This is a genomic window from Pseudoalteromonas sp. G5_S1_54_S4 (genome assembly GCF_054968565.1).
In genome coordinates this window covers 59046-75780 of record NZ_JBQKUL010000015.1, presented here as the reverse complement: position 1 = coordinate 75780, position 16735 = coordinate 59046, and the positions used below count along the sequence as shown (strand labels likewise).

The following is a 16735-nucleotide window of genomic DNA, read 5'->3' as shown; positions in this document are numbered from 1 at the left end:
CCATCTAGGTGATAATGCAGATATAAACATAGCTAAATTTGATCCTGTATGATCTAAAGAATCAATATTTAAGTGTTGGTACCGGTAATACCTCTCAGTTGATGCTCTCAAAGGTGCAACATAGTGAACATTTTGAAACGTACTGGTCAAAAAAATATTTAAGTTTTCCGAGTACTCTAAAGCAAATAATAAGTTACATAGGCCTGTTAAAAATCTAAAATCAGTATTACTTTCAGTCCAATTTACTAACGTTTTTCTAGCTTTTGCATAATCAATAATTTTTCTAAATTTAACCAATTTTTCACTATCACTGCCCCTAGTGTTACTTAATTGGTTACAGATTCTTGTCAAACGAGCACCATCTGTTCCTTTAGTCAGCTTTTCAATATAATTCCGAATATTATTTTTTATTACTTGTGCTGCATCTTTTGTATCTTTCGAGCTTTCAAAGTAAAAATAATTTCTTCCTGTTTTAAAAAATGGTATGAGACTGTCTGTTTCTGAAACAGAATATTTTGCAACATCATCAGCAGCGCTATTTACTTTCCAAACAAGCCTCTCGCATGTAACGTCCAACAACTCGCCACTTTCATTAAATGTAAATTGAATATTATCATCATCAAAACTCAGGCTATATTCTTTAGTAAAGCTAGTGAATGGCTTTTTTCCTTTAGCTATAGCTATAGTTGATTTTATATCTGTTAATTTTTTTTCTCCTTTGAATTGAAAGCCTCTACTATTCATAGCTAGTGTTGAGAAAAAGCTCAACTTAAGACAGTCATTTTCAATATTCAAACTAGAAGACAACGTATTCTCTATAGATTCATAGTCAATATACGGACCATTCCATAATATAGGCCCACGAGTTCTGGCCTCAACGCTCTGACTTAAAAGTGGAAACAATCGCAAAAATGAACTTTTTCCAGAGCTATTAGTACCCACTAAAATATTAATAGGACTAAAGTCTATTTTATTCGAGTTAATAATTGACCTTAAGCCTTCAACCTGAATTCCATTTAAAGTATGTTGCATGTTTTCTTAATTTTATTTGAATGTTTCCATCTACATTACTAGCATTCGCTAATCCAAGGCAAATAATTTTGATAAAATTACAAGTACTTAACTAACAGAGTTGTTAAAATATTATTCCCCTATACCAAGCACCAACCCCATCTTTGACACCCTCCCCCCCGTCATCACGCCCTGAAAATAAGCAGTTGATGAGTAATGCATTTCATGGATGAAATGAAAGCCATGCTTGCACATGGATGTGCTTTCATGGCGTTTACGTTCACATCAATTAATTATTTGAAGGATTAAGCGTGATGCTCGGGTGCGCTGGGAGAGTCCAGAGAGGGGTCAGCGGCAGCCCCTCTTTGGCTGCCGTCGCCAGCGCGATAAACCTTGAATAAGGTTTCTAAATTCTAGAAGTGCGAAGCGCACTAAGGCTATCGGTGATAAAAACCTAAAACACTAATCGAGTTTATGCCCTCGCGTCAGCAAGCTAAACGCCTACAATAAATAACACACGCTCTTGGTTTTTGAGCTAGTAAGTATATTTGTGATTTGTTGGGCTTCGTTTCACTCTATCCAACCTACATTTATACAATTAACGTTAATCACCACGCACAAAAAAGCCGCTGCATTGCTGCAACGGCTTTTATAATTTCGATAAATCCCCACTCTACAGTGGAACTTACTACCCATTAAAGTTCAAAAATTAGTCGCGGTATGTCTCAATCGGAGGACATGCACATACTAAATTACGGTCGCCGTATACGTCATCGATACGCGTAACCGTTGGCCAGAACTTATCTTTAGCAACTGCTGGTACTGGGAATGCAGCGTAAAAACGGTCATACGCTCGGTCCCATTCATTACCTAACACATCAGCTTGTGTGTGTGGTGCAAATACCAGTGGGTTGTTTTCGATAGACCATTCACCTGAAATGATTTTATCAATTTCACCTTTAATCGATACCATCGCTTCGATAAAGCGGTCAATCTCGCCCTTAGACTCAGATTCTGTTGGCTCAATCATTAATGTGCCCGCTACTGGGAACGACATCGTTGGTGAGTGGAAACCGTAATCTTGTAAGCGCTTAGCAACGTCCATTTCAGTAATGCCTGAGGCTTCTTTTAATGGTCGTAGGTCAATAATACATTCGTGAGCAACGCGATTATTACGGCCACGGTATAAAATTGGGAAGTGCTTGCTAAGCTCATTGCTTAGGTAGTTAGCATTTACAATCGCCATTTCTGTCGCTTGTTTTAAGCCTTCAGAGCCCATCATAGCAATGTAAGCCCATGAAATAGGTAAAATAGCTGCAGAGCCGTAAGGCGCTGCCGATACTGCACCATTTCCTTCATTAGTACCTGGTACGTTAATTACGCTGTGGTTTGGCATAAATGGCGCAAGGTGCGATTTAACACCAATTGGGCCAACACCTGGGCCACCGCCGCCGTGTGGAATACAGAAGGTTTTGTGTAAGTTTAAGTGCGATACGTCTGAGCCAATAAAGCCTGGGCTAGTAACACCTACTTGCGCGTTCATGTTTGCGCCATCCATGTAAACTTGGCCACCATGCTGGTGAACAATTTCACATAACTCACGAATCGTTTCTTCGTATACACCGTGGGTAGATGGGTACGTTACCATGGCACATGATAGGTTTTCAGACACCTCAGCAGCTTTTGCTTTTAGGTCTTCCATGTCAATGTTGCCGTTTTTATCACAGTTAACAACTACAATTTTCATGCTGGCCATTTGTGCCGACGCTGGGTTAGTACCGTGTGCAGAACTTGGGATTAAACATACGTTACGGTGCGCATCCCCTCGTGACTCGTGGTATTTACGAATTGCGATTAAGCCTGCGTATTCACCTTGTGCACCTGAATTTGGTTGCAATGAAACCGCATCGTAACCGGTAATGTTAACTAGCCAATCGTGTAGTTCGTTAATCATTACTTGATAACCTTCTGCTTGGTCTAACGGGCAGAATGGGTGAAGGTTTGCAAATTCAGGCCAGGTAACTGGGATCATTTCAGCGGTCGCGTTTAGTTTCATGGTACATGAACCTAACGAGATCATAGAATGATTAAGCGCTAAATCTTTGTTTTCAAGGCGCTTAATATAGCGAAGCATGTCTGTTTCGCTGTGGTAGCTGTTAAAGTTTGGATGCGTTAGTATTTCATCATCACGCACTAGGCTTGCAGGAATAGAGTCGCTGCCATTTGCTTCAACATCAGCAGCAATCGCATCTACGCTTAGGCCATGGCCTTCGCCTAAAATAATATCAAATAACTCAGCAACGTCTGCACGGGTTGTGGTTTCAGATACTGAAATTGAGTATTCACCTGCATGGTTAGTAGCAAAGTTAACACCTTTAGCTACAGCACGCGCAATCACGTCGGCTTTGTTTTCATCAACCACTGTTAATGTGTCAAACCAAGTAGTGTGCTTAAGTGCCACACCTTTTGCTTTTAAGCCAGTTGCTAAAATATCAGCAAAACGGTGAATGCGTTGTGCAATGGTTTTTAAGCCTTGCGGGCCATGGTATACCGCGTAAAACGCAGCCATGTTCGCTAGCAATACTTGCGCAGTACAAATGTTTGAGTTGGCTTTGTCGCGGCGAATGTGTTGCTCGCGGGTTTGCATTGCCATACGTAATGCATCGTTACCTAAACGGTCTTTTGATACACCAATAATACGACCTGGTAATGAACGTTTGTACGCATCACGTGTTGCAAAAAATGCTGCATGAGGGCCGCCGTAACCCATAGGTACGCCAAAACGCTGTGCTGAACCCAGTACTACGTCGGCGCCTAATTTACCTGGTGCTTTTAATAGTAATAAGCTCATGATATCGGCTGCCACACAGGCAATCGCTTTTTTGCTTTGTACGCCAGCAATTAGGTCAGTTATATCAACAATTTCGCCTGATGTTGACGGGTATTGAAATAACGCACCAAAAATGTCGTGGTTCACGGCATCAGCGGCTTTACCTACAATAATTTCAAAACCAAATTGCTCTGCTCGGGTGCTCACTACGTCAATGGTTTGCGTGTGTACGTCGTCGGCAATAAAGAACGCATTGGCTTTTTTAGCTTTAGATACACGTTTTGCAAGGCCCATTGCCTCGGCTGCAGCAGTTGATTCGTCAAGCAGTGAAGCACTTGCTAAATCTAGGCCGGTAATGTCTAAGGTCATAGTCTGGAAATTTAATAGTGACTCTAAACGCCCTTGTGCAATCTCTGGCTGATACGGTGTGTACGCTGTGTACCAACCCGGGTTTTCAAGTACGTTACGTAAAATTACGTGCGGTACGTGAGTTGGGTGGTAGCCTTGGCCAATATACGATTTGAAAACTTTATTTTTGCTTGCTACTGATTTTAAGTAGCTTAGTGTTTCAACTTCGGTGCGGCTTTCGCCGATATTAAGACCTTGCTCAAGACGAATACCAGCAGGTACAGTTTGACCGATCAGCTCTTCAACGCTCGATACTTCAAGAGCGCTAAGCATGTCGTTTACTTGCGCTGGGCTTGGCCCAATATGGCGGCGAATAAAATCTTGCTTTTGCTCTAATTGTTCAAGAGATTTGGCGTTTGACATGTGTCCAGATTCCTATGATCCTAAATACTAATGGGTAACTAGTATTGATTAAAATATGTGATGATTTGGCAACTTACTGGGTATGGTAATAAGCTGTAAAATCATAAAAGCCCCAATGTTTTAAATAGAGGGGCTTTTAACTAATTAACGATTACTCTTCGTCAATAGTGTGTGCGTAGCCTTCTGCGTCGAGCAAGTTATCAACTTCAGATTCGTCAGATGCTTTAATGCGGAATAACCAACCGTCGCCGTAAGCGTCGTTGTTTACTGTTTCTGGAGAATCTTCTAGCTCTTCGTTAATAGCAACAACTTCACCGCTAATTGGTGCGTAAATGTCTGATGCTGCCTTTACTGACTCTGCTACTGCACAGTCTTCGCCTGCATCGACTACGTCGCCTACTTCTGGTAATTCAACAAATACCATGTCGCCAAGCAGCTCTTGGGCGTGCTCAGAAATACCAACAGTGTAAGTGCCGTCGCCTTCATTACGAACCCACTCGTGTGAAGGTGCGTATTTTAACTCGCTAGGGATATTGCTCATTTTGTTTCATCCTTTGGTTTAGATTGGGAGAATACCAATAAATGAGGGTGACCTATTTACTGGTATAACCAAATTATTTAGATTATTGATTTACCGTTACGTACAAAGCCCGATTTAACTACTTTTACGTTAACTAATTTTTTACGCATTTCTACTTGAGCTGTGTCGCCGGTTGAACGTGGCACACGTGCTAATGCAACACTATAGCCCAATGTTGGTGAGAATGTGCCAGATGTAATAACACCTTCGCCACCATCAACAATTACTTTAGAACCACTGCGTAGTACGCCTTTTTCTTCAAGAATAAGACCTACTTGCTTGTGAGTACTTTTTTCTGCACGTTGCTTTACCAAAACATCACGACCAATAAAGTCACGATCTTCTGGTTCCCATGCAATAGTCCATGCCATGTTAGCTGCCAGTGGTGATACGCTTTCGTCCATATCTAGGCCGTAAAGGTTCATACCTGCTTCTAAACGTAGTGTGTCGCGCGCGCCTAAGCCCGCAGGCGCTACACCGGCATCAAGCAGTTGCTGCCATAAATCGGCTGCTTGCTCGTTTGGTACTACAATTTCGTAACCGTCTTCGCCAGTATAACCTGTTGTAGCAATAAATAAATCACCGGCTTGAACACCAAAAAATGGCTTCATGCCTTCAACTGCAGCTTGCTGGTCTGCGTTTAATACTTGGGCTGTTTTAGCACGTGCATTAGGGCCTTGAACCGCAATCATGGCGTATTCTGGGCGCTCAGTAACCGTTACAGCAAAATCGCTCGACACCTTAGCTAAATGTGCTAAATCTTTTTCACGGGTCGCTGAGTTAACCACTAAGCGATAAAATGTTTCGCTAAAGTAGTAAATAATTAAGTCGTCGATTACGCCGCCTTGCTCGTTAAGCATGCCAGTGTAAAGCGCTTTGCCAGGTACTGTTAACTTAGCAACGTCGTTAGCCACAAGCTTGCGTAAAAATGCTTGTGCTTGCTCGCCTTGTATATCAACAATGGTCATGTGTGATACGTCGAACATGCCCGCATCATTACGTACGGCGTTGTGTTCTTCTATTTGTGAACCGTAGTTAATTGGCATTTCCCAGCCATGAAAATCAACCATTTTTGCGCCGGCTTCAAGGTGCTTTGCATGTAATACTGTTTTAGAAGTCATAATATTCCTTCACTTTTAAATTAACCCATGTGTGTGGGCGTGGCCTCAATTGAATGAGGGGGAATAACATGGTAGCCATTAATACGCCTACCAAATTGTAATCTTTAACAAAAATATGTTTAACGAATTAAACAGCTTAGGTGTTAGTAACACTAAAGCCTTGTTGCTGCATATACTGTTGCCACTTATCAAGCGTAGGCGTTTTAGCAATCACTATAAACTGCTGCTCGTTGTTTTTATCTACCGCGGTAACAAACACTTCGCCACTTTGCGCGCCATAACAAAGCTGCGCATCAGCAAGGCGTAAGCCAGGTGTTAATTTAAACGCATCAACTAAGGTATCAAAGGCGTTGCTACCGGTTAAGGTAAAGGTTGCTAAATCGGTGCGTACCACAAAGTCGATATCGTACCTAAGCTGTTGCTCGTTAATGAGTGCTTGTAATTGCAAGCTGGCATTTACTGGGAGTACAAATCGAAAGGCGGTTTCGCTAAAGTAGTAAACGGCGTAGCTAAAATCAGAATTTAAATCGCCATCCAATGTGCCTTTAAAGCCAAAGCCACTGGCGGTTAGTTTGGTGAGGTCATGACCTAAAATAGCACTTAAAAATACCGATGCTTCACTGCCGCTAAAATCAATAACAACGTGGCTGTTATTAGCTTGTAAGGCATTAATAACCGCGCTGTTAGCGTTGCTATGGCGGGCAAACATTATCGGGTTAAAAGTCATAACAAATACCTATCTATCTTTAATAGCAAAAGTATATTGCGCAAGGCTTACAACAACAAATTGTAATTACTTATCAATTGATAAATAATACTTATATATATAGCCATATAAATAGTAATTTTAAATATGAAAAACATTTCAACCGACAGTTTACGCACATTTGTTATGGTGGTTGAGGTAGGTGGATTTGCCAAAGCAGGCGATTTACTTGGCCTTTCGCAACCGGCGGTAAGCTTACAAGTAAAACGTTTAGAAGACTTATTAGGCTATAAATTATTTAAAAAGCAGGGACAACGCCAAGTACTTAATCAATATGGTGAACTGTTACTGCCTATGGCAAAACAAATGGTGCAACATAACGATGCCATCTTACAGTTGTTCACCTCAGAAAGTGTCACTGGTAAAGTGCGCCTGGGGATCCCTAGCGAATTTGCAGCACGTATTTTACCTTCTATTATTGGCGACTTTGTGGCGCTCTACCCTGATGTATCGTTAGAAGTGAAGTCACGTTTGAGTAAACACTTACTTTCGGATGAGCGCCAAGATCAATTTGATTTAGTACTGGCGCTAAATGAGCAGCTTGACTCAGAAAAATTCCCTATTTTTATTCAAGACCAATTAGTGTGGGTTGGCGATCTTTCACTGGCGCAAAATGAAACCGTTACCTTAGTAACAGCGCCTGAGGGCTGTATTTACCGACGCAGAGCAACCCAAGCGCTTGAAAAAGCAGGTATTAAATACCGTATTGTTTACAGCAACGCCGATTTAACCGGTTTAATTGCGGCATTAAAAGAAGGTTTAGGTATTACTGTACTGGCAAGAAGTACGGTGCCGAACGATTTAACCTTTCAATTACACACTAAAAATTTACCTGCGCTTGGTAGCATTGGCATTAGTTTAGTTAAAACTGCCCGCGAACCTGAAAACGCCGTGTTTAAACTCGCTGAGTTTATTAAGTTGCGCTTAGGTTACCCCACTGCTTAAATAACCTGGACTCTGGATAATAAATCTATCTCAAGCAGAGTTCAGGTTAAATTAACCGCCACCAGCCAATACATTATCCCTGTTTTTATAAAACAAAAATAAACACCTAGTTAAAAATGTTATAAAAACAGCCTGTTTTTACGACAAATGTAAATGATAGTAAAACTTAATAATATTGATTCTCATTCGTTAACATGTTTAAATTACGCCAATTTCAGTAGTTGAACTATTTTTAGGGTAATCAATGTCACATAAATTTTTAGTTTCTTCGTTAACTGCAGCTGTTGCGCTGTCTTTGAGCACAACAGCAATGGCAAAAGATGCCGACAAAGTTGAGCGTAACTTTGAACAAATTACCGTTATTGGCTCACAAGCCGCTATTAACGATATTCCAGGATCTGCTACGTTTATTTCAGATGCAGAATTGCAAAAATTCGAATTTACCGATATTTCTCGCGTGTTAGCATCTGTACCAGGTGTGTACGTGCAAGAAGAAGATGGCTACGGCCTGCGCCCTAATATTGGTATGCGCGGTACAGGTACTGGCCGTAACGACAAAATTTCTGTGATGGAAGACGGTGTACTTGTTGCTCCGGCTCCTTACTCTGCGCCATCGGCTTACTACTTCCCTACTATGGGTCGTATGGAGTCAATTGAAGTGCTAAAAGGCGCTGCCTCTGTTAAATACGGCCCGCGTACAACCGGTGGTGTATTAAACTTACTTTCTCGCAGCCTGCCAACTGAGCCAAATAGCTCAACAGGCATGCTAGATGCAGCCCTTGGTAGCGATGGTTACTACAAAGGTCACGCTTACTTCGCAAAAGAAAAAAACAACACTGCAGGCTTAATTGAAGTGTTTTCTTACGGCGCTGATGGCTTTAAAGAATTGCCAGTAGGTGATGACAACACAGGTTTTGAAAAAAACGACGTATTGGTAAAGTTTGGCCATACCTTTGGTGAAAACGATGCGCATAACATTGAGTTCAAAGTAAAGTACTCTGAAGAAACATCAGACGAAACCTACATGGGTTTAACCGATGCCGATTACCAACAAAACCCGTACCGTCGTTATGCGGCATCGCAAAATGATGAAATGAACACTCGCCATAATGCATACCAAGTAAACTATGCATACCGTTTTGGTGAAGGTTATGAAGTTTTAGCAACCGCTTATCTAAACGACTTCCACCGTAACTGGTATAAAGCAAGCAGTGTTGGTTCAAGCACACTTGAGCAATACAGCGAGTTTGAAGCAAACCCAACAGCTGCCGGTATTGAAAACATCGGTGTTAAAGCCAATAACCGTGACTACCAAGCCAAAGGTGTGCAGTCTGAATTACACATCCCAGCGGGCGCTCACTACATTACGGTTGGCGTACGTTACCACGAAGACGAAATGGATCGTTTCCAGTGGGAAGACAAATACACGCTTAATCAAGATTTAAGCATGACTCTTACCTCACAAGGCGCTCCAGGCTCTAACAGCAACCGTTTAGACAGTGCAAAAGCAAGCACGCTATTTATTCAAGACGAATGGACAATGGATGCATTAGTAGTGAGTGCTGGTCTTCGTTATGAAGACATAACTATTACCCGTGAAGAGTGGGCTAAGTCAGATCCAACCCGTAGCCTAGGCTTAACAAAAGATATCTCTAACGATACTGAAATTTTAGTACCGTCTTTAGGTGCTACTTACACACTTAACGACAATGTTACGTTACTTGCCGGTATTCAAAAAGGTTACGCCCCTGCAGCACCGGGTAATGCCGACCAAGACGAAGAAGAAAGCGTCAACATCGAGTTTGGCTCTCGTTTTAATGCGGGCGGTTTTAACGGTGAAGTAATTGCGTTTTACTCTGATTACGACAATATGCATGGTAACTGTACTGCATCAGTAGGTTGTAATGACGATAACATTGGTGACCAATACAACTACGGTGAAGTAGAAGTATCGGGCTTTGAATTTAGTGCCGGTCGTACGTTTAATACTGCATCGGTTGCGTTCCCAGTAAAATTAACTTACACCTACACAGATTCAGAATTTAAAAACACGTTTGATTCAGAAATTTGGGGCTCAGTAGAAAAAGGCGATGCAATGCCTTACGTACCTGAGAACCAGGTTGCTTTATCGTTTGGCGCAGAAGTGAATAACTTTGTGGTAAATAGCCAAATACGCTACGTGTCTGATGCACATGCTGATTTAACTAACTCAGGCTTAAATGCGATTGATAGCCGTGTTGTATGGGATTTAGCTGCTAAGTACTTAATCGACGAAAACCAAAAAGTATACCTAAGCGTAGATAACTTGTTTGATAAAACCTACATTGCTAACCGTGCAAATGGCGGTATTCAACCTGGTAAGCCACGTTCAGTACAAATGGGCTACTCTTACAGTTTTTAATAAAGTGCTAACTTAAAAGTACAAAAAAGCCGAGGTTGATTAAATCAATCTCGGCTTTTTAATGCCTATGTAATTAATAGGCTTAATTTGTTTCTGCGCGCTGGCGTAATACTTCAAATAAACAAATACCGGTTGCAACCGATACATTTAAACTTGAAACCGTGCCCGCCATTGGAATTTTAACGAGTACATCACAGTGCTCACGGGTTAAACGGCGCATACCCTCGCCTTCAGCTCCCATCACAATCGCCATTGGGCCTGTTAAGCTGGCATCAAATACATGTGTGTCGGTTTCACCGGCTGTGCCTACAACCCATACACCTGCGTCTTTTATTTCACGTAATGTACGTGCAAGGTTAGTAACCTGAATAAGCGGTACTGTTTCAGCTGCGCCACAGGCCACTTTACGTGCAGTGCCATTAAGCTTTGCTGACTTGTCTTTAGGAACTATCACCGCATGAACACCGGCAGCATCGGCGCTACGTAAGCAGGCACCTAAATTATGCGGATCGGTAATGCCATCAAGTACCAGCAAAAACGGGGTGTCTTCGCGTTCAATGATCTCATCAAGATCTTTTTCGTTAAACACACGTGCCGCTTTCACGTTGGCGATAATGCCTTGATGTTGTTCATCTTTCGCTTTGTTATCAAGCGCTTTTCGTTGCATAAACTGTACTGAAATACCAAACTGACGCGCTTGCTCAATCACCGGCGATAAGCGCTTATCATCACGTCCTTTAAGGGCGTATATTTCTATAAAACGCTCTGGCTCTTTTGCCAAAATTGCTTCAACAGAGTGAAAGCCAAAAATTAATTCATTACTCACGAATTGTTTGCTCCTGGGCTACTACGTTTACGGGCATTTTTACCTGGTCTTTTAGGCTTTTTGACCGCTTTCTTTTTGGTTTTTTTCTTAGCGGTGGTGTCATCCGCTTTTACTTTTGATTTGCTCGCTGATTTGCCTTTTGCGGCAGGCTTTTTACCCGCCTTTGGCTTTTTGTCATCACTTGCTGACTTTTTACCCGGGATTTTACCGGCTTTAAGTTGCGAGCGAACGCTCGCTGGAGCATTTTTTTTAGGTGCACGACGACGCGCATAACGATCTTGGGCAACATCGCCTTTAAGCGTTAAGTTTATACGACGATCATCTAAGCTTACCGAGGCAACCTGCACAGTGACTTTGTCGCCTAAACGATAAACCGTATGTGTGTGCTCACCCACCAAACAATGTTTAGCTGCATCATGCTGGAAATATTCATCACCTAAATTAGTAACATGAATTAATCCATCAATTTGTAAGTCATCTAAACGAATAAATAAACCAAAGTTAGTAACCGATGAAATAACCCCGTTAAACTCCATGCCTACATGATCTTGCATGTATTCACATTTTAACCAATCGGCTACTTCACGGGTGGCATCGTCTGCGCGGCGCTCAGTGGTAGAACATTGCTCACCAAGTTGATCGACTTCATCATCGCTATAAGCGTATTCACCAGAGGTTTGCTGCCCTTGTGCTTTTAATACCGCTTTAATTGCACGATGCACCACTAAATCGGGGTAACGGCGAATTGGCGAGGTAAAGTGCGCGTAAGCCGATAATGCTAAACCAAAGTGACCTATGTTATCTGGCTGATAAACCGCTTGTTTCATTGAGCGCAGCAGCATAGTTTGAATAAGCTCAGCCTCTGGACGGTCACCTAAACGAGCCAATACATGAGTAATTTCTTTCGGGGTTGGTTCATCACTTAGCGTGCTTTCAATCCCCAGCTCAGTTAAAAACTGAGTAAAGTTACCCAGCTTTTCGCTATCGGGCTCATCATGTACTCGATACAGTGCGCTGGCTTCGTGTTTTTCAAGTAACTTAGCCGCCGAAACATTGGCTAAAATCATACATTCTTCAATGAGCTTATGCGCATCGTTACGAATAACTGGCACAATTGATTCTATTTTACGCTGTGCGTTAAATACAAAGCGGGTTTCGAGTGTTTCAAACTCAATCGCACCACGCTCTTGGCGCGCTGCTTTTAATGCCATGTACATTTGCTGTAAGTCAGTTAAATGTGGCACCACGGCTGCGTATTCTTTACGTAGCTTTTCATCGTTTTGTAAAATGGCATTTACTTTGGTGTAAGTTAAACGTGCATGTGAGTTCATCACCGCTTCGTAAAACTTATAACCTGAGAGCTTACCCTCTTGCGATACGGTCATTTCTGCAACCATACACAAGCGATCAACCTCAGGGTTTAGCGAACACAAACCGTTAGATAATACTTTTGGTAGCATTGGAATAACTTGCTCAGGGAAATACACTGAGTTACCGCGCTCTATCGCTTCTTTGTTAAGCGGCGTGTTCATACCTACATAATGTGATACATCGGCAATGGCTACCCATAAGCGCCAGCCACCCGACTTTTTAGGCTCACAGTATACGGCATCATCAAAATCACGAGCGTCTTCGCCATCTATGGTCACAAGCGGTAAGCCGCGTAAATCAACTCGACCTTGCTTATCGGCTTCTTCAACAAATTCACCTAAGTGGGCAACTTGTTGTTCAACCTCTTCAGGCCATACGTGTGGAATATCGTGATTACGCAGCGCAACTTCAATTTCCATACCCGGCGCTAAATGCTCGCCCAGTACGTCGATAACTTTACCTACCGCATTCATATTACGGCTTGGATTTTGGGTTATTTGCACTTGCACCATTTGGTTATGGCGCGCGCCTTTTTCGTTACCCGGTAGGATAATAATGTCTTGGGTAATGCGCGGATCTTCAGCCACAACAACGGCAATACCATGCTCAACAAAATAACGCCCTACAATGGGTGCGCGCTCGTTAGTGAGTACTTTGATGATGCGTGCGTCGCATTTTGAGCCTGAGCCGCGTTTAGTGCCTTTGGCAAGAACGATGTCACCGTGTAGCACCATATTCATTTGATGCTTGGCAATAAACCAATCTTTGCTCTCGCCTTCAACTTCTAAAAAGCCAAAACCGTCTCTGTGACCGACTACTTTGCCTTTGGTTAAACCGGCTTCGTCAATCAGGGCATAACATTTAAATTTATTAAAATACAGCTGCCCATCACGCTCCATGGCGCGAAGTCGGCGCTTAAATGCTATTTGTCGTTCTTCATCGTTGACTGCGAGTTCTTCACATAGTTGTGCGTAGTTAGCAGGTTTGGAACGCTCTTGCAGGTGAGTAAGTATAAACTCACGACTAGGGACTGGGTTTTCGTACTTTTCTTGTTCTCGACTGAGATTTGGATCTTGGTTTGACATTCACTATCTTGTTAGTTGGTTATGTAAGTATTTTAACTCATATACTCGCAATGAGACAGGTAAAAGCCATTAAACTTTTAATAAAGCGTTATTACCTTTTGCATTTTGTGAAAATATAACTAAATAACGCTTAACATGTACTTAATTTAAGAGCTTAAAAGTGAGTAAAATAGCAATGCTGATGTTTACTCACTTTTATATAAACAGCTTACTTTTGCTGTAGTTTCTTCCACAATAGCGTGCTGATGTGTTCAATAAAAGCCGCATCTTGTGCAGCCATAACATCGAGTATTGGTTTGTTCATTTGGCTTTTGTTTTGAGAGTATATCCAGCGATTTTTATTAAAGCTTTGCGCAAACTCTAACACACCCGTTTGCAAGGCTTGCTCATCAGCAAAGGTGGCCTCTACTACGTTATGTTGTAATAATTTTTGCGCATCAACGCGCTCACCGGTCATGGCTAAACGATTAAAAAATTGCTGATCTATGGCTTTATTAATAATAGGAAACATAGACGGTACAAACGGCACTAATACATCGACTTCGGGGAAACAAAAGAAGCCTTTGTCTGATTTCATAAATCTAAAATCACAGGCACACGCCAGTACCGAACCATTACCATAAGTGTGGCCGTTTAGCGCGGCAATAATAGGCATAGGAAAAGTAACAATACGTTTAAACAAGGCACCTATCGAGTTCATAAAATCGGCAATTATTTGTGGTGTGTTGTCAGGGTTTGCCATCCACTGTAAATCAATGCCTAACGACCAACTTTTATCGCTGCTTGAAGTTAACACCACCGCTTTAATATGCTCGTTAGCCTCAATCGTATCTAGGTGTTGATTAAACTCGTTTATAAAGGTTGGATTATGGCGGTTTTCTGCTGTATTCATAGTAAGGATAGCCGTGCTTCCTTGCGTGGTAATTTCTATTAATGCTGTCATTAGACCCTCATTTAGTGCTTGTAGCTGCGCTTTTAGCACTTTTCATTACTTTTATAATTATAAATAGAATAGTAATACGTTGTATGAAATTTATAAAGCGTCTATTTTTGTAACCATTAAAGGAGCGAGAGCTTAAGCCATAGCGTTTAAATATTCGCGCAATTACAACCACCCTTTTTGTCGGGCTATACGTGCTGCATCAATTCGGTTTGTGGCATTGAGTTTAGCAATTGCATCGGATAAATAATTACGCGTTGTGCCTTCACTTATATAAAGCTGTTTTGCTATTTCGCTGGTTTTTAATCCATCACTTGCAAGTTTTAACGCTTTGCGTTCTTTATCTGTGAGTGGATCGGTATCGTCTAATGCGTTAATTGCCAGCTCTGGGTCAATCACCTTTTGCCCTTGCATTACTTTTTTAAGCGCATTGATTAGCTCTTCGCTTGGCGCTTCTTTTAAAATAAAACCTTTAACACCCGCACTTAAAGAACGCCTAATATAACCGGCTCGCGAAAAGGTGGTCATAATTACCATGTTAATTGCAGGGTGCTTAGCGGCTATTTGTTCACTAAGCTCAATACCATTCATGCTTGGCATCTCTATGTCTGTTAAAACAATATCTGGATGTAAGCCTTCACTAAGCGCGCTGATTTCATTTAACGCATCTTGGCCATTGCTTGCTTGACCAATCACCTCAATATTAAAGTCAAGGCTTAATAAGGCTGCAACGGCATCGCGCACCAGTGCTTGGTCTTCAACTAAATATACTTTGATCATTTTAAATCCTCAGCACTCAGTGGCAACACAACATTTAAAGTAAATGTATCGCCACAGGTAAATGTTGCATTGCCATTTAATTGCTCAGCTCGCTCTTTAATGCCATTTAAACCATTACCCGCCTTTAATGTAGCGCATGGCGCATTATCAATAACGCTGATAATTAATTGCTGCTTTGTTTGTTCTATATTGATAGAGCCGTTTTTGGTGCTGCTATGGCGTAATAAATTAGTAACCGACTCTTTAATAATAAGGCTCGCAATGCCCTCTACTTTAACGGGTAAGGTTGCTAAATTAACGTTAAATTTTATGTTAAAGCCTTGCGCTATAAGCGTTTGTTTTAGCTGTGCGATTTGGCTCACTAGGTCGAGTTGCTTTAAATCACTTACCGCGCTTCTTACATCGCTAAGCAATTGCCTTGCAAGGTTTGCTACTTGGGCAATTTCGTTATTGGCCTGATCGTATCGCTCACCTTGATTGAGTTTATTCGCAAGCTCAGCTTTTAAAGCTATTGATGACAATGAATGACCTAAAATATCGTGTAAATCTCGGGCTATGCGTTCACGCTCAGCAATGGCTGCTAGTTGCTCTAATTGCTTTGCGCTTTCTTGTTCGCGAATTTTATGTAAATGCTCTCTTTTTGCCGCTATACCATAGCTAAATAGAGCAGCACATAAAATTAAAGCCACCGCTAAAAAGTACTCAAGCTTAGCTATGTCACCCACATATGAACTTAGCAAAACAGTTAAAATTATCGCTAATGCGGCATAAACTCTTTGATAATTGCTATATGTATAGCCCGCTACATAAGCTATAAAGCCAAATAAGGTTGGTGTACCAGCGCTATAAAAAGTGGCACTAAAACACACCAGTAACATAGCGATAAATAACTTAGTTACTCCCCCATTTTTGCAATTTATTGCTTTTACATATAACAATATAAACGCAATATAAAAGGCTAAAGACAAGGTGATTTGATGAGCCGTAAAGTTAGCAAAATCAATGATCATCGGGAGTAAATAAAAACCGGTAAAAACTAAATGACCATATTTCCAAAAATCTTTATCGCTTTGCTGAGAAAACCTGTTAACCGAGCTCATACCAATACCTCTGGCCTATTATTTTTATTTATAGCACTCTTTTTATTAATAAATACAAATAACATAAAAATGCATACGAACATAAAACAATCTACATAAGTGATAGTAAAACTTAGTGTTTCTAAAAAATCGCTAATGCTTAAGCTTGTTAAAATTAAAGAATTCATAACACCCTCCAATATAAGTAAGGTAACTATGCCAGTGGGTA

At 41.4% G+C, this 16735-nt stretch carries 11 protein-coding genes and 1 pseudogene; 2 read left to right on the top strand and 10 right to left on the bottom strand.

All coding sequences use genetic code 11. The features are described 5' to 3' along the window. The 5 genes and pseudogenes from ACTRWE_RS08155 to ACTRWE_RS08135 form a co-directional block, all read right to left on the bottom strand. A pseudogene (locus tag ACTRWE_RS08155) lies at positions 1-1032 on the bottom strand (hypothetical protein); the annotation flags it as partial. Positions 1033-1720: 688 nt separating this feature from the next. Then, the gene (gene gcvP / locus ACTRWE_RS08150) at positions 1721-4612 is read right to left on the bottom strand and encodes an aminomethyl-transferring glycine dehydrogenase (protein ID WP_462879802.1); all 2892 of its coding nucleotides are present in this window, start codon (positions 4610-4612) and stop codon (positions 1721-1723) included. A 151-nt stretch (positions 4613-4763) separates the two neighbouring features. Then, positions 4764-5153 (bottom strand): glycine cleavage system protein GcvH, encoded by a 390-nt coding sequence (gene gcvH / locus ACTRWE_RS08145; protein ID WP_013464091.1) that lies wholly within the window; start codon positions 5151-5153, stop codon positions 4764-4766. Positions 5154-5230: 77 nt separating this feature from the next. Beyond that, a complete protein-coding gene (gene gcvT / locus ACTRWE_RS08140; protein ID WP_008112433.1) occupies positions 5231-6313 on the bottom strand; it encodes a glycine cleavage system aminomethyltransferase GcvT in 1083 nt (360 codons plus the stop codon). A 136-nt stretch (positions 6314-6449) separates the two neighbouring features. Beyond that, on the bottom strand, positions 6450-7040 hold the full coding sequence (locus ACTRWE_RS08135; protein ID WP_069440118.1) for a hypothetical protein: 591 nt from the start codon (positions 7038-7040) through the stop codon (positions 6450-6452). A gap of 126 nt (positions 7041-7166) precedes the next feature. Between ACTRWE_RS08135 and ACTRWE_RS08130 the strand changes: the two genes are divergently transcribed. Beyond that, on the top strand, positions 7167-8024 hold the full coding sequence (locus ACTRWE_RS08130) for a LysR family transcriptional regulator (RefSeq protein WP_138564140.1): 858 nt from the start codon (positions 7167-7169) through the stop codon (positions 8022-8024). 244 nt (positions 8025-8268) lie between these two features. Further along, positions 8269-10425, top strand: coding sequence for a TonB-dependent receptor family protein (locus ACTRWE_RS08125; RefSeq protein ID WP_215521969.1), 2157 nt, complete (start codon positions 8269-8271; stop codon positions 10423-10425). 82 nt (positions 10426-10507) lie between these two features. On the opposite strand, the gene rlmB is transcribed toward ACTRWE_RS08125, so the two are convergent. From rlmB to ACTRWE_RS08100, 5 genes are all read right to left on the bottom strand, one after another. After that, complete coding sequence (rlmB, locus tag ACTRWE_RS08120) at positions 10508-11251, bottom strand: 23S rRNA (guanosine(2251)-2'-O)-methyltransferase RlmB (protein ID WP_008112440.1); 744 nt, start codon at positions 11249-11251, stop codon at positions 10508-10510. Further along, a complete protein-coding gene (rnr, locus tag ACTRWE_RS08115; protein WP_028834423.1) occupies positions 11248-13707 on the bottom strand; it encodes a ribonuclease R in 2460 nt (819 codons plus the stop codon). The genes rlmB and rnr overlap by 4 nt, the downstream gene beginning before the upstream one ends. Before the next feature lie 208 nt (positions 13708-13915). Beyond that, positions 13916-14650, bottom strand: coding sequence for an enoyl-CoA hydratase/isomerase family protein (locus tag ACTRWE_RS08110; RefSeq protein WP_462879799.1), 735 nt, complete (start codon positions 14648-14650; stop codon positions 13916-13918). Positions 14651-14812: 162 nt separating this feature from the next. After that, positions 14813-15427, bottom strand: coding sequence for a response regulator transcription factor (locus ACTRWE_RS08105; RefSeq protein ID WP_076922431.1), 615 nt, complete (start codon positions 15425-15427; stop codon positions 14813-14815). Beyond that, the gene (locus ACTRWE_RS08100; RefSeq protein WP_076922432.1) at positions 15424-16527 is read right to left on the bottom strand and encodes a sensor histidine kinase; all 1104 of its coding nucleotides are present in this window, start codon (positions 16525-16527) and stop codon (positions 15424-15426) included. The genes ACTRWE_RS08105 and ACTRWE_RS08100 overlap by 4 nt, the downstream gene beginning before the upstream one ends. Positions 16528-16735 lie beyond the last annotated feature (208 nt).